This window comes from Hydrogenophaga sp. Root209 (genome assembly GCF_001428625.1).
GTDB lineage: Bacteria > Pseudomonadota > Gammaproteobacteria > Burkholderiales > Burkholderiaceae_C > Hydrogenophaga.
The window spans coordinates 345245-372065 of sequence record NZ_LMIE01000001.1 but is presented as its reverse complement, the minus strand read 5'-3'; the positions used below and the strand labels follow the sequence as shown (position 1 = coordinate 372065).

At 67.0% G+C, this 26821-nt stretch carries 26 protein-coding genes; 7 read left to right on the top strand and 19 right to left on the bottom strand.

What is annotated here, in order from left to right:
• Nucleotides 1-62 precede the first annotated feature (62 nt).
• From fahA to ASE11_RS01800, 7 genes are read right to left on the bottom strand one after another with little or no spacing between them, the layout of a single operon-like run.
• The gene (gene fahA, locus ASE11_RS01830) at nt 63-1385 is read right to left on the bottom strand and encodes a fumarylacetoacetase (protein ID WP_056264961.1); all 1323 of its coding nucleotides are present in this window, start codon (nt 1383-1385) and stop codon (nt 63-65) included.
• 5 nt (nt 1386-1390) lie between these two features.
• Complete coding sequence (locus ASE11_RS01825; RefSeq protein WP_056264958.1) at nt 1391-2197, bottom strand: cyclase family protein; 807 nt, start codon at nt 2195-2197, stop codon at nt 1391-1393.
• Nucleotides 2198-2236: 39 nt separating this feature from the next.
• Nucleotides 2237-3277 carry an SMP-30/gluconolactonase/LRE family protein gene (locus ASE11_RS01820; RefSeq protein ID WP_056264955.1) on the bottom strand — a complete coding sequence of 347 codons (1041 nt, stop codon included), beginning with the start codon at nt 3275-3277 and terminating at the stop codon, nt 2237-2239.
• A complete protein-coding gene (locus tag ASE11_RS01815; RefSeq protein WP_056264952.1) occupies nt 3274-4590 on the bottom strand; it encodes a TRAP transporter large permease in 1317 nt (438 codons plus the stop codon). Before ASE11_RS01815 ends, ASE11_RS01820 begins: the two co-directional genes overlap by 4 nt.
• Nucleotides 4587-5189 carry a TRAP transporter small permease subunit gene (locus ASE11_RS01810; protein ID WP_056264949.1) on the bottom strand — a complete coding sequence of 201 codons (603 nt, stop codon included), beginning with the start codon at nt 5187-5189 and terminating at the stop codon, nt 4587-4589. Before ASE11_RS01810 ends, ASE11_RS01815 begins: the two co-directional genes overlap by 4 nt.
• A gap of 13 nt (nt 5190-5202) precedes the next feature.
• Entirely contained in the window at nt 5203-6276 is a 1074-nt protein-coding gene (locus ASE11_RS01805; RefSeq protein WP_056264946.1) for a C4-dicarboxylate TRAP transporter substrate-binding protein, read from the bottom strand.
• Nucleotides 6273-7016 carry a TetR/AcrR family transcriptional regulator gene (locus ASE11_RS01800; protein WP_056264944.1) on the bottom strand — a complete coding sequence of 248 codons (744 nt, stop codon included), beginning with the start codon at nt 7014-7016 and terminating at the stop codon, nt 6273-6275. Before ASE11_RS01800 ends, ASE11_RS01805 begins: the two co-directional genes overlap by 4 nt.
• 111 nt (nt 7017-7127) lie before the next feature.
• Here ASE11_RS01800 and ASE11_RS01795 point away from each other — a divergent pair, with 111 nt between their 5' ends.
• A complete protein-coding gene (locus ASE11_RS01795; protein WP_056265637.1) occupies nt 7128-9326 on the top strand; it encodes an acetoacetate--CoA ligase in 2199 nt (732 codons plus the stop codon).
• A 3-nt stretch (nt 9327-9329) separates the two neighbouring features.
• On the opposite strand, the gene ASE11_RS01790 is transcribed toward ASE11_RS01795, so the two are convergent.
• On the bottom strand, nt 9330-9974 hold the full coding sequence (locus tag ASE11_RS01790) for an NAD(P)-dependent oxidoreductase (RefSeq protein ID WP_056264941.1): 645 nt from the start codon (nt 9972-9974) through the stop codon (nt 9330-9332).
• Nucleotides 9975-10080: 106 nt separating this feature from the next.
• Here ASE11_RS01790 and ASE11_RS01785 point away from each other — a divergent pair, with 106 nt between their 5' ends.
• Nucleotides 10081-11013 (top strand): LysR substrate-binding domain-containing protein, encoded by a 933-nt coding sequence (locus tag ASE11_RS01785; protein WP_056264938.1) that lies wholly within the window; start codon nt 10081-10083, stop codon nt 11011-11013.
• An 86-nt stretch (nt 11014-11099) separates the two neighbouring features.
• Nucleotides 11100-12092, top strand: a complete 993-nt coding sequence (locus ASE11_RS01780) for a tripartite tricarboxylate transporter substrate binding protein (protein ID WP_082585442.1) — start codon at nt 11100-11102, stop codon at nt 12090-12092.
• 93 nt (nt 12093-12185) lie between these two features.
• On the opposite strand, the gene ASE11_RS01775 is transcribed toward ASE11_RS01780, so the two are convergent.
• Together ASE11_RS01775 and ASE11_RS01770 are read right to left on the bottom strand one after the other, a co-directional pair.
• A complete protein-coding gene (locus ASE11_RS01775; protein WP_056264936.1) occupies nt 12186-13088 on the bottom strand; it encodes a DMT family transporter in 903 nt (300 codons plus the stop codon).
• A gap of 1 nt (nt 13089) precedes the next feature.
• Nucleotides 13090-13611 carry a flavin reductase family protein gene (locus ASE11_RS01770; RefSeq protein WP_056264933.1) on the bottom strand — a complete coding sequence of 174 codons (522 nt, stop codon included), beginning with the start codon at nt 13609-13611 and terminating at the stop codon, nt 13090-13092.
• Between the two features lie 88 nt (nt 13612-13699).
• Between ASE11_RS01770 and ASE11_RS01765 the strand changes: the two genes are divergently transcribed.
• On the top strand, nt 13700-14593 hold the full coding sequence (locus tag ASE11_RS01765) for a M14 family murein peptide amidase A (RefSeq protein WP_056264930.1): 894 nt from the start codon (nt 13700-13702) through the stop codon (nt 14591-14593).
• Between the two features lie 7 nt (nt 14594-14600).
• On the opposite strand, the gene ASE11_RS01760 is transcribed toward ASE11_RS01765, so the two are convergent.
• Nucleotides 14601-15956 carry a D-amino acid dehydrogenase gene (locus tag ASE11_RS01760; protein WP_056264928.1) on the bottom strand — a complete coding sequence of 452 codons (1356 nt, stop codon included), beginning with the start codon at nt 15954-15956 and terminating at the stop codon, nt 14601-14603.
• A 109-nt stretch (nt 15957-16065) separates the two neighbouring features.
• Between ASE11_RS01760 and ASE11_RS01755 the strand changes: the two genes are divergently transcribed.
• Nucleotides 16066-17004, top strand: coding sequence for a LysR family transcriptional regulator ArgP (locus ASE11_RS01755; RefSeq protein ID WP_056264925.1), 939 nt, complete (start codon nt 16066-16068; stop codon nt 17002-17004).
• Between the two features lie 89 nt (nt 17005-17093).
• The gene (locus tag ASE11_RS01750) at nt 17094-17738 is read left to right on the top strand and encodes a TetR/AcrR family transcriptional regulator (protein ID WP_056264922.1); all 645 of its coding nucleotides are present in this window, start codon (nt 17094-17096) and stop codon (nt 17736-17738) included.
• A 66-nt stretch (nt 17739-17804) separates the two neighbouring features.
• Here ASE11_RS01750 and ASE11_RS01745 read toward each other — a convergent pair whose 3' ends face one another.
• The 3 genes from ASE11_RS01745 to ASE11_RS01735 all read right to left on the bottom strand — a co-directional run bounded on the left by ASE11_RS01745 (nt 17805) and on the right by ASE11_RS01735 (nt 20253).
• A complete protein-coding gene (locus tag ASE11_RS01745) occupies nt 17805-18227 on the bottom strand; it encodes a universal stress protein (protein ID WP_056264917.1) in 423 nt (140 codons plus the stop codon).
• A gap of 73 nt (nt 18228-18300) precedes the next feature.
• Nucleotides 18301-19221 carry a metallophosphoesterase gene (locus ASE11_RS01740; RefSeq protein WP_056264914.1) on the bottom strand — a complete coding sequence of 307 codons (921 nt, stop codon included), beginning with the start codon at nt 19219-19221 and terminating at the stop codon, nt 18301-18303.
• A gap of 24 nt (nt 19222-19245) precedes the next feature.
• Nucleotides 19246-20253, bottom strand: a complete 1008-nt coding sequence (locus ASE11_RS01735) for a LysR family transcriptional regulator (RefSeq protein WP_056265630.1) — start codon at nt 20251-20253, stop codon at nt 19246-19248.
• 106 nt (nt 20254-20359) lie between these two features.
• Between ASE11_RS01735 and ASE11_RS01730 the strand changes: the two genes are divergently transcribed.
• A complete protein-coding gene (locus ASE11_RS01730; protein WP_056264910.1) occupies nt 20360-20905 on the top strand; it encodes a hypothetical protein in 546 nt (181 codons plus the stop codon).
• Nucleotides 20906-21040: 135 nt separating this feature from the next.
• On the opposite strand, the gene ASE11_RS01725 is transcribed toward ASE11_RS01730, so the two are convergent.
• The 5 genes from ASE11_RS01725 to ASE11_RS01710 form a co-directional block, all read right to left on the bottom strand.
• Entirely contained in the window at nt 21041-22897 is a 1857-nt protein-coding gene (locus ASE11_RS01725) for a phosphoenolpyruvate carboxykinase (GTP) (protein ID WP_056264907.1), read from the bottom strand.
• A gap of 366 nt (nt 22898-23263) precedes the next feature.
• A complete protein-coding gene (locus ASE11_RS26200; RefSeq protein WP_164474135.1) occupies nt 23264-23407 on the bottom strand; it encodes a hypothetical protein in 144 nt (47 codons plus the stop codon).
• A gap of 50 nt (nt 23408-23457) precedes the next feature.
• Nucleotides 23458-23886, bottom strand: coding sequence for a PaaI family thioesterase (locus tag ASE11_RS01720; RefSeq protein ID WP_082585441.1), 429 nt, complete (start codon nt 23884-23886; stop codon nt 23458-23460).
• Complete coding sequence (locus ASE11_RS01715) at nt 23887-25347, bottom strand: mechanosensitive ion channel (RefSeq protein WP_056264904.1); 1461 nt, start codon at nt 25345-25347, stop codon at nt 23887-23889.
• An 82-nt stretch (nt 25348-25429) separates the two neighbouring features.
• On the bottom strand, nt 25430-26629 hold the full coding sequence (locus tag ASE11_RS01710) for a threonine ammonia-lyase (protein WP_056264901.1): 1200 nt from the start codon (nt 26627-26629) through the stop codon (nt 25430-25432).
• Between the last annotated feature and the right edge of the window lie 192 nt (nt 26630-26821).

Here is a 26821-nt window from a genome sequence, read left to right as displayed (position 1 = left end):
GGTGTATCCGGGGCCGCTTGGCCAACGCGCGATCATCGCCCTACCTGGTTGGCCAGCCCACTTCACCCGTTTGCCGGCAGCACCTCCCCCCGGCTCTCCCCAAATCCGATCCTCGCCGTACCCGGCTTTTCGCACCAGCCGCGCAGGATCACGGTGTCGCCGTCTTCCAGGAAGCGGCGCTGCGCGCCGATGCCCGGCAACGGCACGTCCTTCGTGCCGCCCACGCTGAGTTCCACGATGGCGCCTGCCTCGGCCGCCGTGGGGCCCGAGATGGTGCCCGTGCCCAGCAAGTCGCCCGGTTGCAGGTTGCAGCCGCCCACGGTGTGCTGCGCCAGCATCTGCGCGATGGTCCAGTACTGGTGGCGGAAGCTGGTGGCCGAGAGGCGGTCGGGGGCGATGCCGCGTTCGCGGTGCTCGCGCGCTTCCAGCCGCACTTCGAGCTGCACGTCCACCGCGCCGCTGGCGGTGTTGGCGGGGCTGTCCAGGTAGGCCAGCGGTTGCGGTTCGTCGGCCGGGTGCGCGAAGGGCGCGCGGTAGGGCGCGAGCGCTTCCATCGTCACGATCCAGGGTGACACGGTGGTGCAGAAGTTCTTGCCCAGGAAGGGGCCGAGCGGCGCCATTTCCCAGAACTGGTGGTCGCGCGCCGACCAGTCGTTGAGCAGGCACATGCCGAAGATGTGCGCTTCAGCCTCCGTGATCGGAATCGTCTCGCCCATGGCGTTGCCCGGGCCGATGTAGAAGCCCATCTCCAGCTCGTAGTCGAGCCGACGGCAGGGGCCGTAGACCGGTGCGGCGGCGCCCGGCGGCATGGCCTGGCCCATGGGGCGCTTGAACGCGGTGCCGCTGACCACCACGCTGGAGGCACGGCCGTGGTACGCGATCGGCAGCCACTGGAAGTTGGGCGTGAGCGGGTCGTCGGGCCGGATCACGCGGCCCACGTTGCGCGCGTGGTGGATGGAGGTGTAGAAGTCGGTGTAGTCGCCGATGCGCGTGGGCACGCGGTGTTCCACCTCGGCCTGCGGCACCAGGCTGGCGCGCAGCGCGTTCATGCCGGGGCCGCTGGCCCCTGTCTTGAGTAGGTCGAACAGCGCATGGCGCAGCGCGCGCCAGGCCGTGGGCCCCATGGCCAGGAAGTCGTTGAGCGCGTCGCCGGTGCAGGCATTCAGGGCCTGTGCGGCGGGGCCCGACACCGCGTTGTCGCGGGCGATGGCGGCGAGGTCGATCACCTGGTCGCCGATGGCCACGCCACCGCGGAAGGCCTCGCTGGAGCCCTTGCGGCGGAAGACACCGAAGGGGAGGTTCTGGATCGGGAAATCGGTGCCCGGCGCGTTGGCCGATTCGAGCCAGCTGCGCGCTTCGGGGTCGTGGGTGTGGTTCAGTTCCATGGTGTTCAGGCCGTTGCTTGAAGGGCGTCGTCGAAGATGGCCACGGCACGGGTCCAACCCGCCGAGGCGCCGCGGATCTTGTGCGGGAAGCAACTGATGAAGAAGCCGTCGGCCGGCAGGGCTTCGAGGTTGTGCATCTTCTCGATGTGGCAGTAGCCGATGTCGCGCCCGGCCTTGTGGCCTTCCCAGATCAGCGAGGCGTCTTTGGTCTCGCCGTACTTCTGCGCGGTGTGCACGAAGGGCGCGTCCCAGCTCCAGGCGTCGGTGCCGGTCAGGCGCACGCCGCGCTCCAGCAAATACATGGTGGCCTCGTAGCCCATGCCGCAGCCGGCCGACACGTAGTCGTTGTGGCCGTAGCGCGAGCCGGCGCGCGTGTTCACCACCACGATCTCCAGCGGCTTGATGGTGTGCTCGATGCGCGTCAACTCGGCCTCCACATCGGCCGCGGTCACCACGTAGCCGTCGGCGAAGTGGCGGAAGTCCAGCTTCACGCCGGGCTGGAAGCACCACTCCAGCGGCACGTCGTGGATCGCGATCGCGGGCTTCTTCTCGCCCAGCGCCTTGTCCATGGTGGAGTGGAAGTGGTAGGGCGCATCCAGGTGCGTGCCGTTGTGGGTGGAGAGCTGCACCAGCTCCACCGCCCAGCCTTCGCCGTCGGGCAGGTCTTCCTTTTTGAGGCCGGGGAAGAAGGGCTCGATCTGCTCGAAGGTGTGCTCGTGCGTGAAGTACTGGATCTTGGGCGCGAACGCGGGCGGATCGCTCAGCACGTCGTTTTCAAGGTAGATGGACAGGTCGACGAAGGTGCGTGGCATGGGGGCGTCTTTCTGAAGCGGGATGATCAAGGGAGGGTGCTACCAGTGCACCATGGGCAGCCCCGCCACCGGGGACTGGAAGTACGGAATGCGCTTGCCCAGCAGGCTGCCGAGGTAGACCGTGCGCAGGTCGGGCCCGCCGAAGGTGACGCTGGCCATCCAGGGTGCGATGCCGCCGTGCGCGCGCTGCATGTCCTCGGCGGTGGCGCTGCCGTCGTCCATGCGTTGCATCAGCGTGCGCGCCGGCTCACCGTTGCTGTCGTCGAGCAGCAGGCGCTGGTCGCCTTGTGGTGTGAGCGCGATCAGCCGGTCGACCATCACCAGCGTGCACCAGAGGTTGCCGAAGCTGTCGAAGGCGATGCCGTCGGGTGGGCCGCCCAGGTGGGCGGGGCCGAACAACTCGCGATCGACCAGTCGAACGCCGGCCGGGCCCGATTCGTCGAGCCGCATGCGCGTGATGTGCGGGCCGGTGGTCTCCACGATGTAGAGCCATTCCTCGCGCGCGTCCAGCCGCACCTCGTTGGTGAAGTGAAAGCCGTCGGCGACCACGCGCAGGCCGTGATCGTCGACCACCGCGATGTAGCCGTCCTTCACGCGCCGCGCGGCGGCGGTGGTCCAGGGGTTCACGCGGGTCGAGACGGTGAGCCAGATGCGGTTCTTGCGGTCGCGCAGCACGAAGTTGACCTTGCCGATCGGCAGACCGTCGATGCGGTCGTGCAGTGTGCGGGTGCGGCCGTCGCGCGCCATGAGCTCCAGACAGTCGGTGCCGAAGTTGGCGATCAGGATGTCGCCCTGGGCGTCGAAGGCCAGGCCGTTGGGCAGCGTGCCCTGGGTGAACTTGGCCTCGAACGCGTCCGTGGTTGTCGCGGCTGCGGTGGCAAAGTGGTCGTCGACGCGCTGGCCCACGAACTGCTGCGCGCCGTCGGGCGCGATGCGCATGACACCGCCGCGCGCATCGGCCGCCCACAGCGTTCCGTCGCGCTCGGCCAGGATGCACTCGGGGCGCTGCAGGTCCTGGCCCACATAGCGGATGGCCGAGCAGTCCACCGTGAAACCGTCCAGGGGATTGGGCGCGGTCATTTCAGCAACACAAGGCTGAGTTGCGGGAAAACCATCAGCAGCAGCAACACGCCGACCATGATCAAGGTGAACGGCGCGGTGCCACGGAAGATGTCGCCCAGGGTGATGCGCGGATCGTTGAGCGAACTCTTGACCACGTAGGCCGAGAGGCCGAACGGCGGCGTGAGCAGGCCGATCTCCACCGCCACCACCGTGACCACGCCGAACCAGATGAGGTTCATGCCGAACTGCTCGGCGATCGGCAACATGAGCGGCAGCACGATCAGCAGGATGGACGAGGAGTCGATCACGGTGCCCAGCAGGATGATGACGGCCACGTAGACCAGCAGGAAGGCGAACGGCCCGAAGCCGGCCTGGCCGATCATCTCCATGAGGAACTGCGGCATGCCCGACATGGCGAGCATGCGGGTGTAGATGCTGGCGCAGATGATGAGGAAACTCACTGCCACGGTGACGTGGCCGGTCTCGGTCAGCACTTCCCAGAAGCTGCGCGCGGTGAGCTTGCGCCGCAGCACGGCTATCAACAAGGCGAGCGCAGCGCCCACGGCCCCGGCCTCGGTGGCCGTGAACAGCCCACCGTAAAGGCCACCGAGCACGCCGCCGATCATCACCACGATGGGCACCAGTTTGAGCAGCAGGGTGCCGGGTCCCATGTCGACGCCGTCGGGCACCGGCATTTCTCCGCCGGCGTACACCATGGACGGTTTGAAGTACGCCGCGAGCACGATGCCGGTTGCGAACGCAACTGCCAGCAACAGACCGGGCACGATGCCGGCGGTGAACAGGTCACCCACCGACTGGTTGGCCAGGAAGCCGTAGAGGATCATCAGCAGACTGGGTGGGATCAGCATGCCCAGCACCGAAGAGCCGGCCACCACACCCACCGCAAAGCGGGGCTGGTAGCCGAAACGCATCATCTGCGGCACGGCCACGCGGGTGAACACCGCGGCCGAGGCAATGGAGATGCCGGTGATGGCGGCGAACACCGCGTTGGACGCCACGGTGGCCACGCCCAGCCCGCCGCGCAGGCGGCGCAGCAACTGGTTGGCCACCTCGAACGCGTCCTTGCCGATGTCGGCCTTGGCGACCAGAAAACCGGTCAGCACGAACAGCGGCACCACGCCGAAGATGTGGCTGGCGATGGCGTCGCTGGAGGCCTGGGCCAGCAGGTTCGCCGCCACGCCCACGTCATCACGGATGATCCAGATGCCGACGAAGGAGACCAGGCCCAGCACCACCGCCACATGCAGGCCGCCCCAGATCAGCAGCAGCATGAGCGCCAGCGACAGCACGGCCACGGTGGTTGCGCTCATGAAGGCACCCCCCCGGCCTGGGCGGCAAGGTGCCGGGCGCGCTTCAGGTCCATGGCCGCCAGCAGCACGAAGGTCAGCGCGGTCACGCACAGGCCCACCAGCATCATCAGTCGCACCGGCCAGACCGGCGCGGTGAAGTCACCGAGCGCGCCCACGTATTCGCGCAGGCGGATGGACTCCACCAGCGAAGGCCAGGCGGCCCAGAGGATGATCAGCATCAGGGCAGCGCCCAGCAGGTGGTAGACCGCCTGCAAGGCCGCGGCCAGCGGCGCACGGGTGCGTTTGAGCCGGTCCAGCAGCATGTCGGCGCGGGTGAAACGTCCGCTGCGCAGCGTGTCGGCGAGTTGCAGGAACACGATGCCCACGATGGACAGCGACACCAGCTCGGTCACGCCGCGCACTGGCGCGTCGAATCCGGTGCGTCCCACGATGTCGGCGTTGATGAGCAGCATCAGCCCGATGATGATCAGCGTGCCCAGGGCATTGAGCGCCTGGGTCAGGCGGTGCAGCCCGAAGGGCAACGGGTGGTTGTAGGCGTCCTGCGAGGTGGCGTCCGGGGTGGACGCGGCCTCGCCGGGGATCGGCGTGGGCACGGTCATGCAGGCTCCGGCTTTACTTGGTCGACCAGTCGCGCGGCAGGTTGGCGCCGCTCTTCTTCAGCCCGTCCATGTAGGCCTTGAGCACTTCCGGGCCGGGCGCGCCCTTGCCTTGCAGGTCGGCGGCCCAGGTCTGCGCGACGTTGGGAATGGTGTCGGCCCAGCGCTTGCGCTCGGTAGCGGGCAGCTCGCTGATGGTGGCGCCGGCCTCGCCCATCTTCTGCAGCAGCGCGTTGGCGGTGGCGTTCTGCGCCTCGGCAAAGCGCTTGTCGTACTCAACACCCACCTCGCGGAACACCTGCTGCACCGCGGGCGGCAAGCCGTCGAAGCGGCGCTTGTTCATCACCACGGCGCCAGCGAACATGGAGCCGAAATTCACCTTGGTGATGTACGGGGCAACCTCGTGCAGCTTGGCGCCCCAGGCCCCCGTGCTGAAGGTGATGGCGCCGTTGGACACGCCGGACTTGATGTCCTCGTAATAGGTGGGCAGCGAGCCGGCCACGGCCACCGCGCCAGTGTTGCGGATCCAGTTGGCCGACGGGCCGGGCGCGCTGATCTTCTTGCCCTTGAGGTCGTCGATCGACTTCACCGGGAAGTTGGTCCAGAGGTGGTAGGTGTCCAGCGCCGTGCCCCCCAGGTACACCAGCCCGTTCTTCGTCCAGGTGTCGCCCATGGCCGGGATGGATTTCTGCATGTCGCCCACGATGGCGCCCACGGCACCCAGGTTCTCGGTGCCGAAGGGCGTCACGTAGCTCACGTTCTGCATCGGAAACCGGGCCGCCTCGAACAGCGTGCCGACGAAGCCGAAGTCGGCCACGCCATCGGCAATGCCCTTGGACTCGCTGCCGATCTTGATCAGCGTGCCGCCCCAGGCTTTGGTCCACTCCACCTTGTGCGCGTTGCCGGCCGCGGCCAGGCGGCGGTCCACTTCGGGGATGTAGAACTCGTCGAGCAGCTTGACCCACAGGAACACCGGTGGGTGGCCGCCTGCGGCCGTGAGCTTGATCACCTGCTGCGCCTGCGCGCCGCTCAGGCCGCCCAGCGTGAGGGCGGCAGCGAGCAGCGTGGTCTGAAAGATTCGACGGTTCATGGTTGTCTCCTGGGGGTGGAAGAAGTGGGCGCTCTGCGGCGCGGGGTGCGGGAAACGGGCAGCAGCGCGGACACGCCGGCTGCGATGAAGTTGATCAGCAGGGCGCCTGCGGCCGGGTCGTTGTCCTGGTTGCACCCGAGCGAAAGCTCGGGCATGCGGTGATCGCTGATGTGGTGCAGCAGCGCGCCCAGGGCGAACTGGTAGGCCCAGGCGGCCATCGCCCGGTCATTGCCAGGCCTTGCTGCGTGCAGCGCGTCGATGAAGCGGTGCGCCAAGGGGTCGAAGAACTCGCTGAGCACACGCTGGGTCTCCGGCGTCTGGTGCGCCAGTTCGCGGGCCACCAGTTGCGCGTAGTACTCGCCTTCGGCGCTGGCGCGCTGCTCCAGCACCGGCAGCACAAAGGCTTCAACCACCTGGCGCAGGCGGTCGCGCTTGCTCGGTGATTGCGTGGCCTCGTGCAACAGCGCCAGCCGCTGCTCGGCGGTGGCTTGCCAGTGCACGAAGATGGCGTGAAACAGCTCGTGCTTGGGACCGAAGTAGTAGCCGACCAAGGCCAGTGGCACCGAAGCTTCTTCGGCAATTTCGCGGAGAGTGACCGCGTGGTAGCCGCGTTGTGCAAACAGCTTCTCGGCCGCCAGCAGGATGGCGTGCTGGCGGTCGGGGCGCTGGGCACCGCGGGGCGTCGCTGCGCGCTTGCGCGCGCTGGGGGCGTCTGTGGGCGGGCTTGAGCTGCGGGGCATGGCGGTATTGAACGGTTGTACAAGAAAATTGAACATGCGTACAAACCCTGTGCAAAACCGGTCGTTGGAGTTGGCCTGCGCTGTTAATCTGTGGCCAAAAAGGACAACAACGTGAACGAGACAAACCCACCCCCCTTCACCCCGCAGATCCGGCTCTACCAGCAATGGCTGGCCGAGCAGCGGGGCCTGCATTTCGACAGCTACGACGCACTCTGGCGCTGGTCCACCACCGAGCTCGAAGCGTTCTGGCAAAGCATCTGGGACTACTTCGACATGCGCTCGCCCACGCCGCACACCGCCGTGCTGGAGCGCAACGTGATGCCCGGCGCCAAGTGGTTCCCGGGCGCGCAGGTGAACTACGCGCAGCAGGTGTTTCGCCACGTGCAGCCCGCGCACGAGGCCGGTTTCATGGCCATCGTGAGCCGCAACGAGAAGGGTCGCCATGTCGAGATGAGCTGGCCCGAGTTGCGCCGCCAGGTGGCCTCGCTCGCGCTGCACCTGCAGGCCCAGGGCGTGCAGCCCGGCGACCGTGTGGCCGCTTACCTGCCCAACATTCCCGAGGCGATGGTGGCCTTCCTGGCCACGGTGAGCATCGGCGGCGTGTGGAGCATCTGCGCGCCCGACATGGGCACCAGCGCCGTGCTCGACCGCTTGCGCCAGATCGAACCGGTGGCGCTGATTGCGTGCGATGGCGTGACCTACGGCGCGCGCGACTTTGACCGCCTGGCCGTGGTGGCCGAGCTGCGCGCGGCCTTGCCCACGGTGCGCCACGTGGTGCTGCACACCAACCTGGCCGCCGACGCCGAAGATGCCGCCGCTGCCGCAGACCGCGCGCTGCAGGCCGCTGCACCCTGCACCTCGTTTGCCGAGGCCACGGCGCGCATGGACGCCGCCGTGGCGCAGTTCGAACCGCTCTGGCTGCCCTTCGACCACCCGCTGTGGATCGTGTATTCAAGCGGCACCACCGGCCTGCCCAAGCCCATCGTGCATGGCCACGGCGGCGCCACCATCGTGGCGCTGGCGCTCAAGATCCTGCACAACGACATTGGCTGCAGCTACGAGCCCAACAGCTGGGGCGAGCGCTACCACTGGTACAGCTCCACCGGCTGGGTGATGTGGAACGCGCAGACCGGTGGCCTGCTGGGCGGCACCACCTGTGTGATCTTTGATGGCAATCCCGGCGGCTCCCGCGACAAGCCCGACTGGACCACGCTGTGGCGCTTCGCGGCCGAACAGGGCGTGACCTTCTTCGGCGCGGGCGCGGCGTTTTTTGCGAACTGCCTCAAGGCCGGTGTGGACCTCTCTACCTGCGGGGACCTGTCGGCGGTGCGGGCGTTGGGGACCACGGGCTCCCCGTTGTCGGAAGACGCGCAGAACTGGGGGACGGAGCAGTTTCGGATATTGCGAGAGTGCCAAGCCAAATCCGTTCGCCCTGAGCCTGTCGAAGGGCTCACCCACGCGGGGCTTCGACAGGCTCAGCCCGAACGGGGGGTGGCTCAGCCGGAGCAGGAACAAGGCATCTGGTGGTGCAACATTTCCGGTGGCACCGACTTCGCCGGCGCCTTCATTGGCGGCAATCGCGACTTGCCGCAGACGCCCGGGCGCATGCAGTGCCGTCTGATGGGCTGCGCGGTGGAGGCCTGGAACGAGCAGGGCCTGCCGGTGGCCGACGAGGTGGGTGAACTGGTGTGCACACAGCCCATTCCGTCGATGCCGTTGTACTTCGTGGGCGACACCGACAACAAGCGCCTGCTCGGCAGCTACTTCGACATGTACCCACCTGGCCACGGCCGCAAACCGGATGGTGGTGATCTGGATGCCAGCGCCGGCGCCGTCTGGCGCCACGGCGACTGGCTGCGCATCCACCCCGACGGCTCCTGCGTGATCTACGGCCGCTCGGACGCCACCATCAACCGCCACGGCCTGCGCATGGGCACCAGCGAGCTCTACAGCGCGGTCGAGGCGCTGCCCGAGGTGATGGATTCGATGGTGGTCGACCTCGAGTACCTGGGGCGCGAGAGCTACATGCCGCTGTTCGTGGTGCTGCGCGAAGGCGTGGCGCTGGACGAGGCGGTGCGCGCGCGCATCAACGAGAGCATCCGCACCGCACTCTCGCCGCGCTTCGTGCCCAACGAGGTGTTCCAGGTGCCCGAAATCCCGCGCACGCTCTCGGGCAAGAAGCAGGAACTGCCGATCAAGAAGCTGCTGCTCGGCCAGCCGCTGGAGAAGGTGATCAACAAGGAAGCGATGGCCAACCCCGGCTGCCTGGACTGGTATGTGAAGTTCGCGGCGACTCGCGCCGCCGCTTGAACTTCAGTGCGCGACGGTGAAGCGCTTGCGGATGTGTGCAGGTTTTTCGATTTCGTCCACGATCGCCACCGCCAGATCGGCCACCGAAATGCCGGCAGGCGCCTCACCCGTGCCGGGCAGCAACTGGTCGCCACCCACGCGGTAGCGGCCGGTGCGCTCGCCGGGCGCCAGCGTGATCGGGGGCGACACGAAGGTCCAGTCCAGCGCGGTCTCGCCGCGCAGGCGCGTGAGCAGGTCGCGCGCGGCCAGCGCGCCCTGTTTCCATTCGGCCGGGAATTCGGGCGTGTCCACCAGCTGCAGGCCGGGCGCCACCTCCAGGCTGCCCGCGCCGCCCACCGCCAGCACGCGTTTCACGCCGGCCTGTTTCGTGCCGGCGAGGATGCCGTCGTAACCCAGGCCGAACAGTCGGTGGATCTCGGCCTCGCCCCAGCCGGGGTTGTAGGCGCTGACCACGGCGTCGTGGCCGGCGACAGCGCGCGCCACCTGGGCCGCGTCGGCCACATCGGCCTTCACCACCTCCAGCCCGGCTTGTGCGACCAGTTTTTCAGGGTGGCGCGCCAGCGCGGTCACGGCGTGGCCGCGCGAGAGCAGTTCGGTGAGCACGGCGCTGCCGACAAAGCCGGTGCCACCGATGAGGGCGATCTTCATGACGAGGTCCTTTCAAGGGGGGTTGCAGATGGCATTTAGTGTCTCTGCTGCATAAAATGCGCAATAGATGGCCATTTCGGCATTCTTCTTGTAGAAAATCTAATGAATGAGTGACGCCGCCAGCTGGAGCGACAAGCTCAAGCGCATGGCCTTGTTCGCCGAGATCGTCGACAGCGGCTCGATCAGCGCCGCCGCGCGCCGCGTCGGCAGCACGCCTTCGGCCCTGAGCCAGCAGCTGCGGCTGCTCGAGCAATCGCTCGGGCTGGTGCTGCTGCACCGTTCCACCCGCCGCATCACCCTCACCGAGGCTGGCGAGCGCTACTACCCGGCCTGCGCCGCCATGGTGGCCCAGGCCCGCAGCGCCGACAGCGCGCTCGAGCGCCTGCGCGACGAGCCCGAGGGCGAACTGCGCCTGGCCGCGCCCATCGGCTTCGGCGAGCTGCTGGCCACCGCGCTGGAGCCGCTGCGCCGCCACCCCAGGTTGCGGCTGCACCTGCTGCTCGACGACACCCCGATCGACCTGATTGCCGAGCGGGTGGACCTGGCGCTGCGCGCCGGCCAGATGCCCGACTCGTCCCTGGTGGCCCGCTCGCTCGGCAGCCTGCCCCGCCAGCTGTGCGCCGCCCCGCGTTACCTGGCCGAGCGGGGCTGGCCGCAGCACCCGCGCGACCTCGCTCAACACGACTGGCTGGGCCTGCCGCCGCGCCAGGGCAGCGTTGAGGTGCTGGAGCTGGCGGGGCCGCAGGGCGAGCGCGAGACGGTGCGACTGCAGGCCCGCGTGCTGGCCAGCCAGGTGCTGGCCCTGCAGGCCATGGCCGAGGCAGGCTGGGGGATCCAGGTGGCGGTGGCCGAAGATGCGCGCCAAGCCATGGCGCACGGTACGCTGGTTCCCGTGCTGCCGGGCTGGACCCTGGGGCCGGTGCCGGTGTTTGCCGTCACGCCAACGCGCGACGAACTGCCGGCCAAGGTGCGCCACACGCTGGCGGCGCTGCAGGCGCACTTTGCCACCCATCCCGGTGGCAGTCGCGTGCGCGACTGAACAGCCCATCCACCCCGGGACTGCCCGCTGTTCACTGGCGCGCGCATTGTTTACGTTGCGGGACCGTCCACCCACAGGAGACCCGCATGCGCCTCACCGACCGTTCCTTGAGCCGCCGCCAGGTGCTGAGCGCTGCCGCCGCCGTTGCAGCCCCCGCGCTGCTGCCCGTGGGCCTGCGGGCCCAGGACAGGTTTCCCTCGCGCCCCATCACGCTGATCGCGCCCTGGCCCGCTGGCGGCAGCAGCGACGGCGTGATGCGCGCGCTCGCCCAGAGTGCGAGCAAGGCGCTGGGCGTGCCGGTGGTGATCGAGAACAAGCCGGGTGTGGGTGGCACGCTGGGCGCCAGCGCCATGGTGCAGGCCAGGCCCGACGGTTACACCCTCACGCAGTTGCCGCTGGGCATCTACCGTCTGCCGCACATGCAGGCCATGCCCTTCAACCCGGTGACCGACATCACCCACATCGTCTGCCTCACCGGCTACACCTTCGGCATCGCCTGCACGGCGGATGCGCCGTTCAAGACGCTCAAGGAGATGGTGGCCTACGCCAAGGCCAATCCGGGCAAGCTGGAGTACGGCCACACCGGCACCGGCACCACACCGCACCTGGCCATCGAGGAATTCAGCGAGAAAGCGGGCATCCAGCTCAACCCGATTCCTTTCAAAGGCTCGGCGGAAATCATGACCGCCATCCTGGGGGGCCACATCCGCATGATGAGCGGCACCACGGAGTTCGCGCCGCATGTTCAGAGCGGCAAGCTGCGGCTGCTGGCCACGCTCGGCCGGGAGCGCAACAAGGCGTTTCCCGACGTGCCCACGGTGAAAGAAAGCGGCTGGGACACCATCACCGAGTCGCCCTTTGGCATCGGCGGCCCCAAGGGCATGGACCCGGCCGTGGTGAAGGTGCTGCACGACGCGTTCAAGACCACGCTGGACGACCCCGAGGTCAAGGCCACCTTCGACAAGTTCTACCAGCCTACGATCTACATGAACACCGCCGATTACACGGCCTACGCGGCGCGCACGTTTGCGGCGGAGAAGAACACGATCGAGCGCCTGGGATTGAGCAAGAAGAACTGAAGCGCTGAAGGCTTCGACAAGCTCAGCCCGACGGAGTTGTGGGTGTGCCTGCCCTCCGTTCGCCTGAGCCTGTCGAAGGGCTCGCGGGCAACTCTAGCGTTTGCTCACCAATACGATCCCCACCGCCACACCCATCAAAGCCAGCACCAGCTGCAGCGTGAGCGGCTCGCTCAGCAGCACCACGCCGAACACCAGCGCGAACACCGGCGTGAGGAAGGTGAAGGTCGACATGTGGGTGGCGGGGTACACGCGCAGCATCCACATCCAGGTGAGGTAGCTGGCGAAGGCGCCCACCACGGTCTGGATGCCCAGCGAACCCCAGGCGCGCGCCGAGTAGTCGAGCGACCACGCCTCGCCCAGCGCGAGCGAGATGAAAGGCGCCACCGCCGCCGTCACCGCCACTTGATAGAACAGCGTTTTTTCCGCGCTGGCGGTGGACAGCTTGGTGGCGCGGATGGTCAACGTGGTCAGGCCCCAGAGCGTGCCCGCGGCCAGCGCCATGGCGTCGCCCAGCCACTGGCCCGCCACCGGTGAGCCTTGCATGAAGCCTTCGCCGAACGCCACCGCGACCGCGGCGAATGCGATCGTCAAACCGATCCACTGGATGCGCCGCAGTTTTTCACCCGGCACCACCCGCGGCAGCAGCAGCGCCACCACGAACGGACTCGTGTAGAGGAACACCGTGAGCCGTGACGCGGTCGTGTGCAGCAAGCCGAGGTAGATGAAGGCGAACTCACCCGCGAACAGCGAGCCCGCGAGCAGGCCGGCCTTGAGTGTGCCGTCGCGTTCGAAGAGGCGCACGCCCCGCGCCGCGCACCACAGCCAGATCAGCACGGCCGCACCCCAGAAGCGCAGCGACGCCTGCCACAGCGGCGGCACTTCGGCCACCGTGTCCTTGATCAGGATCTGCTGGAAACCCCAGAAGGCACAGCACACCACGAGCAGGGTGATGGCGAGCGAGTCGAGGTGGGTTTTTCGGACGGTGGTGGGGCTCATCTCACAGCGGATGTTCGGTGTAGAACCGCCCACCGTGGAACAGCAGCGGTGAGGCCTCGGCGCGGTGGCTGCAGCGCTCCACTTCGCCCACGAAGATCACGTGGTCGCCTTCGGCGTACTGGCTGCGGTTGAAGCATTCGAAGGAGGCGGCCGCGCCGTTGAGCAATGGCGCACCGTTGCCGCCTTCGCGAAACGCCACCCCGGCCCAGCGGTCGGTGTCCTTGGCGGCGAACTGTTCGGCCAGTGCCTGCTGGTCGGCGGCCAGCACGTTGATGGCGTAGTGCCGGCCGTTGGAGAACGCGGCCATGGAGCCCGCCGCCTTGCCCAGGCTCCAGAGCACCAGCGGTGGATTCAGCGACACCGAGTTGAATGAGTTGGCCGTCAACCCGACCAGTTCACCGCTGTCGGTGCGCGCGGTGACGATGGTCACGCCGGTGGCGAACATGCCCAGCGAGGCGCGGAACTCTCGCGCCGAAAAATCGGGCGCGCGGGCCTGCAGGACAGGAGGGCGGGCAGAAGACATGGTGAACGTGGATCCAGAGCGTGCGGCGATGAAGGCTTGATTCTCGGCGATCGCTGTCTTTGCACGGTGCCGTCCCTAGAATGCCGTGATGTCACGCCGCCCATTGTTTCGCGCGAAGCCTCGTCCACCGTTGTCGCGGGTGCTCGCGCTGGTCGTCGGGCTGGTGTTGACCACGAGCGTGCAGGCCATTTCGCCGCTGCGCGGACCACCGCACCACCGCACCACCGTGCCAGCCGCCGCCGCACCCTGTGTGCAACTGTCGGCCCGCCTGCCGCACATGGGGCGCGCGCTGTGCGATGCCGCCGGTCTTGTTCCCACCGAGGGCCGTTCAACGCAGGGCCGCACGCTGTACGCGCGCGACGTGGTCGCGCCGCAGGTGCGCTTGCGCGTGCTGGTGGTGGGCGCCATGCACGGCGACGAGATGTCGTCCGCTTCGGTGGCGCTGCACTGGATCCAGCACGCGCTGAAAGAGACTGCCGACACCCATTGGCGTTTCATTCCGGTGCTCAACCCCGATGGCCTGCTCGCGCGGCCCGCCAGCCGCGTGAACGCGCGCGGTGTGGACCTCAATCGCAACTTCCCCACGCCCAACTGGGAGCGCGACGCACCGGTGTACTGGGAGCAGCGCACCCGCAAGGACCCGCGCCGCTGGCCCGGTCCGAGCCCGCTGTCGGAGCCCGAGTCGCGCTTTCTGCACGACGAGATGGCGCGCTTCCAGCCGCACCTGATCGTGAGCATCCACGCGCCCTACGGTGTGCTCGATTTCGACGGCCCGGGCGCGCCACCGCCCAAGCTCGGACGCCTCTACCTGGACCAGGTGGGCATCTTTCCGGGCAGCCTGGGCAATTACGGCGGCGTGCACCGCGGCATGCCGGTGGTCACGATCGAATTGCCCAACGCCTTTCGAGCGCCGCTGGAGAGCGAAATGCGGCAGATGTGGATGGATCTGCAGCGCTGGATGGTGGAGCGCTTGCGTCCTTGAAGCCTGCTCAGGCCTGGCCGGGCGGCTGGGCAACCCGCAATCGCGTCGAGACCGGCGCAGTCTGCGCGGCGGACGGCATGCCGTAAAAGCCGAAGTCCATGGCCGGCTGCTCGCCGTGAATCAACTCGGCCAGGGCCTTGCCGGAGCCCGCGCCGTGGGTCCAGCCCAGCGTGCCGTGGCCGGCGTTGATCCACAGCTTGCGCAGCTTCGTGCGACCGATCAGGGGAATGTTGGTCGGCGTGGCCGGGCGCAGGCCGCACCAGAACTGCGGGTCGCCGCCTTGCTCGGGTGTGCGGGTGTCGGCCACGCCGGGGAACACCTGTTCGATGCGGCGCACCAGCATCTCGCAGCGCTTCTTCGCCAGTGGCGTGTCCAGCGAAAGGTCAAAGCCGCCGAGTTCGATGGTGCCCGCCACGCGCAGCTGGTTGCCCAGGCGCGAAACCGCGATCTTGAGCTGGTCGTCGATCATGCTCACGCTGGGCGCCTGCTCGGGCTTGAGCAAGGGCAGCGTCGCGCTGTAGCCTTTGCCCGGGTAGATCGGCACGTCCACGCCGACCGACTTCAAGAGCGGTGTGCTGTACGAGCCGCAGGCGACCACGAAGGCGTCCGCCTTGAGCGCGCGCGCCTGGCCGCTGTGGCGGTCACGCACGCGCACCTCGCGGATTTCGCGGCCATCGCTGTCCAGACGCTCGATGTCGTGACCGAACATCAGCCGCGCGCCGCGCTGGCCGCACAAGGAGGCCAGCTTCTGCGTGAACGTGCGCGCGTCGCCCGACTCGTCGCTCTGGGTGTAGGTGCCGCCCACAATGCGATCGGCAAAGGCCCGCAGTGCGGGCTCGATGGTGAGCAGCTCGCTGCGCGACACCACCCGGCGCTTGACGCCAAAGCGCTGCATCACGGCGGCGGCTTCGGCGGCGCCGTCAAAGGATTTCTGATCGGTGTAGTAGTGGGCGATGCCGCGCTCCAACCGGTGGTATTCGATGCCGGTGTCGGCCACCACCGCCTTCAGCGCGGCGTGGCTGTATGAGCCGAGCGCGACGAGTTGTGCCACGTTGCGCTCGAAGGCCGCGTCGTTGCATTGCGCCAGAAACTGCAGTCCCCAACGCCATTGCGCCCAGTCGAGCTGCGGACGGAACAGCAGCGGCGATTCGTCGGAGAACATCCACTTCAACGTTTTGAGCGGCGCGTCCTTGTTGGCCCAAGGCTCGCAGTAGCTCACCGAGATCTGTGCCGCGTTGGCGAAGCTGGTCTCCAGCGCCGCGTCGGTTTGCCGGTCGACCAGGGTGACCTCGTGCCCGCGCTGCAGCAGGTGCCAAGCCGTGCTCACGCCGATGATGCCCGCGCCCAGAACGGTGACTTGCATGACTCACTCCTTCAAACGATGAAACTGGTAGGCAGTATCGAAAGAAGGCGCTTCGAAGTGAAGCGAAATTAAACTAAAATTTTGGGCATCAGATCAGCTTATATACCTCATGAGCACTTTCGATCCAGACGCCCTTGAATGCCTGGCCGCCATCATTGAGGAGGGCGGCTTCGAGCGCGCCGCTCAGCGCCTGTCCATCACGCAGTCGGCCGTGTCGCAGCGGTTGCGGGCCTTGGAGGCGCAGGTCGGCACCGTGCTGATCGTGCGCAGCCGGCCGCTCAAGCCGACGCCGGCCGGCCAGCTCATGCTCAAGCACGCCAAGATGATGCGGCTGCTGCGTGCCGATCTGGAAAAGGACCTCAAGGAACTCGCGCCCAGCTCCACCGGCAGCGGTCGCGAAGAGGAGCGCATCTCGGTGGCCATCAACGCCGACAGCATCGCCACCTGGGCGCTGCCCGCGCTGGATGCGTTGGCGCAAAACGGCCTGCCGATCGAAATCATCACCGACGACCAGGAGTTCACCCACGAGTGGTTGCGTGAAGGTCAGGTACTGGGCTGCGTCACCTCGCTCGGGCAAGCGCTGCGGGGTTGCAAGATGGAGGCGCTCGGCACCATGGACTACGTGGCCGTGGCGCGGGCCGATTTCGCTGCGCAGCACCTGCCCAAGGGCCTGAACGCGCACAACTTCCACAAGGTCCCGTTCGTGGCTTTCAACCGCAAGGACAACCTGCAACATGGCTTCGTGATGAAGGCTTTCGGCCTGCCACGGGTGATGCTCAAGCAGCTCTTCGTGCCCTCCAGCGAGGGCCAGGTTCGCGCCGTGCAGGCTGGCTGGGGGGTGAGCGTGCTGCCCGCGCTGCGTGTGCGCGACCTGATCGCATCGGGCGAACTGATCAATCTGGCGCCACGCCACCACCTGGGGGTGGCGCTGTACTGGCATTGCTGGAACCTGAGCTCCGACGTGCTGGACGCCCTGAGCATGGCCTTGCGCACCGCGGCAGCGCTCAACCTGCGCACTGGCACCGACGCCAAACTGCCCAAGCAGTGACTGACGGGTCTTAAACACTACTTTTCGGTAGTGATATCGACGGATTCGTCAAAGTGAAGCAAAATTCCAGGGCCATCCAAAGGTTTTCCATGACCAGCGCAGTTCACAAATCACCTCCCGAAGCCCCTCAAAAACGCAGCTTTCGCCAGCAGATGCATCTGGTCCGGGAAGACGCCATCGTCTCGGCGGTGAACCGCCTGCTGGCTGAAAAGGGGTTTGATGCCATGACGGTGGACGAGGTGGCAGCCGAAGTCGGCATCGCCAAGGCCAGTCTCTACAAGCACTTTCCCAGCAAGGAAGATCTGGCCGCTGCTGCCATGGTGCGGGTCATGGACCGTGCGCGAGCATTCCTCGACAGCCTTGAGGGCCGCCCCGGCAGCCAGCCGATCGAACAGCTCCGGGCCGTGGCCCGCTGGACGATGGAGGTGCAGCTCGCTGGTGAAATGCCTTCATTGCCCAGCGCCAACTCCAGCCTGCGTGCCTCCCTGACAAACAACAAGGCCTATGTGGACGGCCTCATGGACGTGAGCGAGCGCCTGGGTGGCTGGATCACCCAGGCCCAGGCCGACGGCAGCCTGAACAGCAACTTGCCCGCCATCGCGGTGCTCTACACGCTGTACGCACGGGCTTGCGATCCGGTGCTGGGCTTTCTCAAGGGTTCGGGGCAACACAGCAATGAAGAGATCATCGAGATGGTGCTCAGCACCTGCTTCGACGGACTGAAGTCGCGCTGATTTCGATCCATTCGCCAACAAAAAAAAGGCCGCATCTGCGGCCTTTTTCATGGAGCACAGGTGAGGTCAGCGAACCAACAGCACCGGCACGCCGCAATGGGCCAGCACATTGGTGGCCACCGAGCCCATCACCAGATTGCCCAGTGCGCTGTGGCCGTGTGAGCCCATCACCAGCAGGTCGAACTTGCCGCTGTCAGCGGTCTTGGCGATGACTTCGCCAGGGGACCCCACCTTCGCCACGACGGTGGCGTCCATGCCATGGCGCTTGAGGAATTTCACCACCGGTGCGGTGATCTTGGCGGCTTCATCGGCGTAGTAACCGTTGGCCACTTCGGCGCCGACCGCAGCGCGCGCCCGTGGAGGCAGCGGGGCTTGCACCGTGATGAGGGTCACCGCGTTGCTGCTGCCGAACATCTCGTCGTGGGTCGCCAGGTAGGCCAGCATCTTTTTGGTGTACGCGCTGCCGTCGACTGCGAGCAGGATCTTCATGAGGTTCTCCTTGTTGGGTCAGGGTGTGAATGAGCGAGTGTAGGGTTTTCGCAGGGCTGCGATTTGCGCTGCCTCAAACAGCCTGCACCTGGCTGTGCGGCGCTGCGCTCGCGCTCACGCGGATGCAGAACGCGGGGATGAAGCCGGCCTGTTCGTTCTTGTCTTGGTAGCCCAGCGGGTTGGCCACGATGCGACAACGCCCCACCTGCACATCGGTCGGGCAATGCAGGTGGCCGTGCAGCCACAAGTCGGCCAGCGGCAGCAGTTCGTCCAGGCCGTTGCAGAAGCCCGCCGTGCCGGGGCTTCTGCCGTAGCGCGGGTCCATGCTGTGCAGCGTGGGTGCGAAGTGGGTGATGACCACTGTCGGGCCGTCGAACGGCTGGGCCAGCGCATCGCGCAGCCAGGCCTGACAGTCCAGCCCCAGCGCACGCATCGCCTCGGCGTCGAACAGGCGGCCATGACGTTGGCCCCCCATCTTCACCAGGTAGTGGTTGGCGGCACGGAAGGCCTTTTCGCGCTGCTGGAGACGGTGGGTCAGCGGATCGGGCGCCCGCTTCGGTGGCACCGCAGCGGCCCGGCCGTGTCGAGCGGGCGTCGGAGTCGGGGCATGGTCACCCAGTGCGTCGTAGTCGCTCCAGAGCGTGGTGCCGATCAGGCGCACGCCCTGCATCTGCAGGGTTTCACGCTCCAGCCACTGGATGCCTAGCCGGTCACAGACCTTGCGCAGTTCGGCATGCGCCTTGTCCAGGTCCAGCGCGTCGTACTCGTGGTTGCCGGGCACGTACACCACCGGCGCGGGCCAGCCCGCGTATTGGGGCAGGGGAGAAAAGCGCTGCAGACCCCAGTCCGGCTCGCCCATCACGCTGCCATCGCGCCGCACCTGGTATGAGCCGATGTCGCCGGCCAGCACGAGCAGATCGGCGTCTCCCGCGGGCACCGGCTCAAAGGCGGGGTTGGCTTCGAGGTGCAGGTCGCTGAGCAACTGGATGTTCATGCGGTCATTGTCGGCCAGAGACCGTCAACCCCCATTTTTGACCTTGCGCGTCCCCGTGTGCTCCGGCACTGCCTTGACATTGCGGAAGCCGACCGCAGACGCCCGCTCAACCGCTTGCCGCAGCCAGCGATGCGCGCTGTTGTGGGTGGCCTGTCGGTGCCACAGCGCGTCCACATGCACGGCCGGCACCTGCAAGGGCAGGTCGACCAGGGCGAGCTCGTGCTCGATGCCGGTGGCGCCGACAAAGTGCCGCGGCAGCACCGTGAGCAAATCGGTGGTGGCCACCACGCGCCCGGCCGTGAAGAACTGGTTGACCGTGAGCACCACGCGCCGCTGGCGGGAGAGCGCGGCCAGGGATTCATCCACGAAGCCGAAAGGGCGCCCCGAGAAACTCACCAGCAGGTGGCGCGCGTTGCAGTAGGCGTCCAGGCTCAACGGCTGTCCGGCCAGGGGGTGGCCCTTGCGCATCACCACCACGTACTCGCCGTCGTACAGGCGCTGGTGCAGGAACTGCGGGTTGTTCTCCTGCAGATGCAGGGCTCCGAGCTCAGCCAGCGCGCCCGGAAAATGCCCGATAGCCAGATCGGCCGAGCCGTTTTCCAGCAGATCGCGTGGGTCGCGGGTGGTCAACGGCACGACCCGCAGGTTCACCCCGGGGGCTTCGGTCTCGAAGATGTCCATGAGGCCGGGCACCAGCTTGGCCGCCGTGGCATCGGCCATGGCCAGCACGAATGCGTTGTGCGCACTCACAGGGTCGAAGGTGCCCGGCGCCAGGGATTCGCGCAGCAAGTGCAGGGCGTCTCGCACCGACGGCCACAGGCTCAGCGCCAGCGGCGTGGGTTCCACGCCGTAGCCGGAGCGGCGCACCAGATCGTCGCCCACCACCTCGCGCAACCGCCGCAACGCGTTGCTCACTGCGGGCTGCGTCATGGCCAGGTTGTGCGCTGCGCGGGTGAGGTTGCGCTCGGTCATCACCTCGTCGAACACCCGAAGCAGGTTCAGATCGAGGGTGCGGAAGTTCAGGCTATTCATCACCATGATGAATGTAAAGCATCACAAAGATAAATTGGCAATAACTGCGGGTTAACCCTAGTATTGCGTTGTCCAAAAGACATTTACCCCTCCTTAGGAGTTCGCCATGAGCACCCTCGCATCCACCCCTTCTTCCGTTTCACTGGGCCTCGGCCGCGCACCGTCGGCCAGGCAGGCCCCTCGCCACACCGACAGCTCGCGCAGCCTGGCTGCCCTGTTGCTGGCCGCCGTGGTCGCCGCCATGGTCATCCTGGCCGATCGCGTGGTCAGCACCTGGGCCGATGGCCATCTCTTGCTCGCCTGGGTGTTCCTGTGGGTGGTCGTGTTTGCCGGCATGGCGTTGTTTGCCGACTCGGCCCGCCGCCTTGCTCGCCGCGGCATCGTGCTGCTCGACAGCTGGTCGCAGTCGATGGCCGAAGCCCGTGCGGAAACCCGCCTGTGGGAAATGGCCCGCCTCGACCCCCGCCTGATGAGCGAGCTGACCCTGGCCCGCAACCGCGCCGAGCTGGATGAGCCTGTCGAAACGTTCGATGCTGCACTGGCACCGCTGGGTCTGCCCGTGCGGGCTGAAGCCGCAGCGCCCGCGGGGTCGTACTGGGAACGTCTGGGCCAAGCACGCGCTGCACGCCACCTGCACAATCGCTACCTCTGAGCGCCAACGCGCCCCGGGCTCGCGCCCACAAAAAAGCCACCGGGTCCGGTGGCTTTTTTTTCGCCCGGGCTTCTTGACCCGGGAGGCTTCAGGTGCGCCGCAGATCGTGCAGCGCACCCAGTCGGGGCTGTGGCCTCATGCGGCCAGGCGCTTCTCGATCTTCGCTTTTGTCTCCTCGAGTTCCCGTGGCAGGTGGTGCGCCAGTTGGGTGAACAGCTCGCTGTGCAGTTCGAGTTCCTTCATCCAGGCGGCGCTGTCGATGCGGGTGACGGTCTTGTACTGGTCGGCCGAGAAATTCAGGCCATCCCAGTGGATGTCTTCATAGCGCGGGCTCACGCCGAAGGCGTGCTCGGTGCCCTGGCCGCGGCCTTCCAGGCGATCGATCATCCAATTGAGCACGCGCATGTTTTCGCCAAAACCGGGCCAGACAAACTTGCCAGCCTCGTCCTTGCGGAACCAGTTCACGCAGAAGATGCCGGGCAGCTTGGCGCCCTGGTTGGTGAGCTGGTTGCCCATGTCCAGCCAGTGCTGGAAATAGTCGCTCATGTTGTAGCCGGTGAACGGCAGCATCGCGAACGGATCGCGGCGCACAACACCCTGCGCGCCAAAGGCGGCGGCGGTGGTTTCCGACCCCATGGTGGCGGCCATGTACACGCCTTCGGTCCAGTTGCGGGCCTCGGTCACCAGCGGAACCGTGGTGGAGCGGCGGCCACCAAAGATGAAGGCGTCGATCGGCACGCCGGCCGGATCGTCCCAGGCCGGGTCGAGCGCCGGGTTGTTGGTGGCGGCCACAGTGAATCGGGCGTTGGGATGGGCGGCCTTGGCGCCGGTTTCCTTGGCCATCTGAGGCGTCCAGTCCTTGCCTTGCCAGTCGATGGCGTGGGCGGGGGCGTCGCTCATGCCCTCCCACCACACGTCGCCATCATCGGTCAGGGCCACGTTGGTGAAGATCACGTCGCGGTCCAGGCTGGCCATGCAATTGGGGTTGGTCATGGTGTTGGTGCCCGGGGCCACACCGAAATAGCCTGCTTCCGGGTTGATCGCGTAGAGGCGGCCATCGGCGTGCGGCTTGATCCAGGCGATGTCGTCACCGATGGTGGTGACGGTCCAGCCCTCGAAGCCCTTGGGCGGGATCAGCATGGCGAAGTTGGTCTTGCCGCAGGCACTGGGGAAGGCGGCGGCCACGTGGTACTTCTTCCCTTGGGGGTTGGTCACGCCCAGGATGAGCATGTGCTCGGCCAGCCAGCCCTGCTGCTTGCCCATGGTGGAGGCGATGCGCAGCGCAAAGCACTTCTTGCCCAGCAGCGCGTTGCCGCCGTAACCCGAGCCGTAGCTCCAGATCTCGCGCGTCTCGGGGTAGTGGACGATGTACTTGGTGGTCGGGTTGCACGGCCAGCCGGTCTGGTCGGTTTTGCCCGCTTCCAGTGGCGCGCCCACGGTGTGCACGCAGGGCACGAATTCGCCGTCGGTGCCGAGCACGTCGAACACGGGCTTGCCCATGCGGGTCATGAGCTTCATGTTGACGGCCACATAGGCGCTGTCGGTGAGCTCGATGCCGATGTGGGCGATCGGGCTGCCCAGCGGGCCCATGCTGAACGGCACCACGTACATGGTGCGCCCGCGCATACAGCCATCAAACAGCGGTTGCAGGGTGGCGCGCATCTCGGCCGGTGCCATCCAGTTGTTGGTCGGGCCGGCGTCTTCCTGCAGTTCGCTGCAGATGAAGGTGCGGTCTTCCACGCGGGCCACGTCCGACGGGTCGGAGCAGGCCAAGAAGCTGTTGGGGCGTTTGATCGGGTTGAGCCGCTTCATCGTGCCGGCGCTCACCAACTGCTCGCACAGGCGCGCGTATTCCTCGTTGCTGCCATCGCACCAGACCACGGTGTCGGGCTTGCACAAGGCGGCCATGTCGGCCACCCAGGCGATCAGCCGGGCATTCTTTACGTAGGACGGGGTGTTGAGGGTCAGGCCCTGCATCACGGGAGAGTTCATGGAAAAGGCTCCAGAAGTTGATAACCGGTGCGCACCAGAGACGCCGACAGCCGCGGGCTGCAGAAGGTGCAGCTGGGCGGCTGTCAGGGTCCCCTGTGCTTGAAAGGGGCGGTCGGCGCTGGTGGCTGTGGAGCGGTTGGCGCCCGGCAGCAAGAGGGACAAGGGGCGGGTTGGTGTGCCCGCGGCTCGGTCCGTGTGTCGTCCTTGCCCCGATTTTATGAAAGTGGGCGGCGGGTTACGAATCGGTTACATGCAAAACCTGCATAACGTGATGCATTAAACAGTCAGCGGAGAGGACCCGCGCCGCCAAACAAAACGGCCGAACGCCCCTGCGGGCGTTCGGCCGTGCAACCGGAGCACGCTGGCTCAGGCCATGAAAACGGCGATGAAGGCCAGCAGGAACATCAGCACGGCGCCGGCGATGGGCAGCACGATGGGCATCAGGGGAACGATGGACTCCACCACGTCTTGGGGCTGGTCGCTGGGGGTGTCGTGGTTGTGCTGGGACATGGGCTCTCCGCAAGGTGGTTCAAAACTCCAGCGATTTTAAGGCAGACGCTTCAGAGCAAAGCGTAGGTGGTGCTGGCGCGGCACACGCTGCGCCCGTCGGTGGCGCCAGCGATGTCGATTTCACCGAACACCAGGCTCTTGCCGGCCCGGATCACACGCGCGGTGATGCGGGCGTCCTGGCCGGAGAGCGGTTTGAGAAAGCTGGTGTTGAGCTGCACCGTGGTCATGGGGCGCTGATCCCCCAGCTGGGTCACGATGGCCAGCACCATGGCGGTGTCCGCGGCCGACATCATGGCCTGGCCGCACAGCATGCCGCCCACGCGCGAGAGTTGATCGTTCTGCGGAAGACGCAGCGTCACTTCGCCGTCGGCAAACGACTCGACCTCCAAGCCCAGCGCCTGGATCCAGGGCGCAAACCACGCGGACAGCAGGCCTTGCAGCGATTCAACGGAGATGGGGGGCGACGGAGCATGGGTCATTCAGTCCTCTTTGCGGAAACGGGCGAGCCAGTGGTCCATCAGTTTGCCAGCTGCCTCGCGTCCGCCCAGACCGAACGACAGCGCCACCGCCACCGCCACCGCGCCCAGCGTGAGACCGAAGGCGAGGTGGACGATGTCGTCGGCGATCCCCATGGCGCGCAGGCCCATCGCGATCACCAACGCCAGGATGGCGTAGCGGCCGATGCGTGCGAGCCCCTGGGTGCGCGCGCCGCTGGCGCGGTCGATGGCGTCATGGGCCAGGTTGGCCAGCCAGAAGCCGATCACCAGGATGGCCGAACCCAGCAGGATGTCACCGCCGAAGCGGATGAAGCTGGTCACGAGGTCGCTGACCTGGGCGAAGCCCAGTTGCGCGGCCGCCTCCACCGTGGCGAACAGCATGGCAAAAAACAGCACCACGCGCCCGACCACCCGGGAGGCGCTGGTCTTCTCGAACGCGTGGGCCAGCCCAACGCGTGCAGGCAAGGTGTCAAAGCCCAGCGTGGCCAGCAGGCTGGCCAGCAACTGGCTGGCAAAGCTGGCGACCAGCCAGGTGATCACCAGGATCAGGCCTGCGCCGATGATGTTGGGCACGGCCTGCATCAGGGTGCCCAGCATGTCGGTCGCTGGGCGCGAAATGGCTTCGATTTTCAGGGCGTCCAGCGCGGCGATGAGCGAGGGCAGGAACACCGCGATGAAGACCAGCATGCCGATCGCGCTGGACACGCGAACGGTCTCGACCAGGCCTGCGCGGGCGCCCAGCTTGTCGATGCCCGCCGTTCGGCTGAGGTGCGTGCTGAGCTTGCGCAGCACGGTGGCCACGATCCAGCCCACGCTGCCGATCACGAAGGCCGCCACGACGTTGGGCAGCATGTCCAAGGTCTTGGTCACCATGTTGCGCAGGGGATCCAGCAGGCCTTCGAGCTGCAGCGCGCCCAGAATGGCCGGCACGAACAGCAGGATCACCAGCCAGAACAACGCGCCTGCCAGGCCTTCGCTCATGGGCGCCATGTCGGCGTGTTGCGAGAGCTTGTCGTCCAGCGTGGTCTTGTCCAGCAGTTTCTGCGTGAGGGCTCGCACCACGCTGGCCACCAGCCAGCCCACCAGCGCCAGCACCAGGCCGCCGAGCAGGCGCGGTGCGTATTCAAACAGTTGCGTGGCGAAAGCCGAGAACGGACCGGAGACGATGGCCAGGTCCAGCGAGTTGAACACCGCCATGAGCGTGAGCAGGATCACCACCCAGAACAGGCCGAGTGCCACGGCGCCCTCGATGTCCACGCCCGTGCCGGTGAGCTTGCCGAAGCGGTGGTTGACGCCGATGAAGCCCAGGCTCTTGCGTGTGGCCGCCCGCACGACCACCGCGATCAGCCAGCCCAGGATGAAGATGGCCAACGCGCCGAGCAACTGCGGAATGTGGGTGCCCAGGTTGTTTTGCAGCGAATCCCACAGGGCATTGGTGTTCATGGCGTTCCTCTGGTTGGTGTTTCAGGACGGGGCCATGATGCAGAGCGCCTCGGCCAGCGTCAACCGCGGCTGGCACCGGAGTTCACAACAGTGCCGTGTCGAAGCCCGCTTGCTGCAAGCGTTCGATCACCTGCGCGATGTGCTCGCGCCCGCGCGTCTGCAGCACGAGTTCGATCGCCACGTTCTGCGCGGCCAGCAGCGTGAAGGCGCGCTGGTGGTGCACCTCGTCGATGTTGGCGCCGGCGTCGGCCACGGTGGCGGTGATGCGGGCCAGGTTGCCCGGCACGTCGCGCGCGTTGACCTGGATGCGCGCCAGCCGACCGGCGCGCACCATGCCACGTTCGATGATGGAAGCCAGCAGCATCGGGTCGATGTTGCCGCCGCACAGCACCAGGCCCACGCGTTTGCCGGCAAAGCGCTCCGGGTGTTTGATCAGCGCGGCCAGACCGGCCGCGCCCGCGCCCTCCACCAGCGTCTTTTCAATCTCCAGCAGCATCACGATGGCCTGCTCGATGTCGCCCTCGTCGACCAGCAGCAGGTCGTCCACCTTCTGGCGCACGATGGCCTCGGTGATCACGCCCGGCGTGCCCACGGCGATGCCCTCGGCGATGGTGCTCGTGCCCTGCGGCAGGTGGGTGCCCTTGATGGCGTTGACCATGGCGGGGAAGCGCTCGGTCTGCACGCCGATGATCTCGATGTCCGGGCGGATCGCCTTGGCCGCGGTGGCCATGCCGGCGATCAGGCCACCGCCACCGATGGCCACCACCAGCGTGTCCAGGTCCGGCTGCTCGCGCAGCATCTCCAGCGCCACTGTGCCCTGTCCGGCCACGATGGCTTCGTCGTCGTACGGGTGCACGAACACCAGCCCTTGCTGCTTTGCCAACTCGCGGGCGTGGGTGCGCGACTCGTCCAGCGTGTCGCCGTGCAGCACAACCTCGGCACCGAAGCCGCGCGTGCGCTCCACCTTCACCCCGGGCGTGAAGCGCGGCATGACGATCACGGCGCGAATCCCCAGGCGGTGCGCGTGGTAGGCCACGCCCTGCGCGTGGTTGCCCGCGCTCATGGCGATCACGCCGCTCGCCCGTTCGTCGGCGCTCAGCTGCGCGAGCTTGTTGCAGGCACCGCGCTCCTTGAACGAGGCGGTGTACTGCAGGTTCTCGAATTTCAGGAACACCTGGCAGCCGGTGAGCTGCGAGATGGTGCGCGATTCGACGAAGGGGGTGTCCAGCACCTGCCCGGCCAGGCGGGCGGCGGCGGCTTGAATGTCTTTGAGTTCCAGCATCGCGCGATTGTGAACTGGCGGGCCGGACCGCGCGCCACCTTAAAGCCGGACAAATCCCACAAACACGGTTCATCACTCTCTTCCATGATTCATCAAGCTGGGTTATGGTCCATTTGAATGCCGGATGTCCCGGTACGGCGTCACTGGAAGCACGTTCTGGAGGTGTCTGGATGAGCAAGCGTTCCGTGCAGT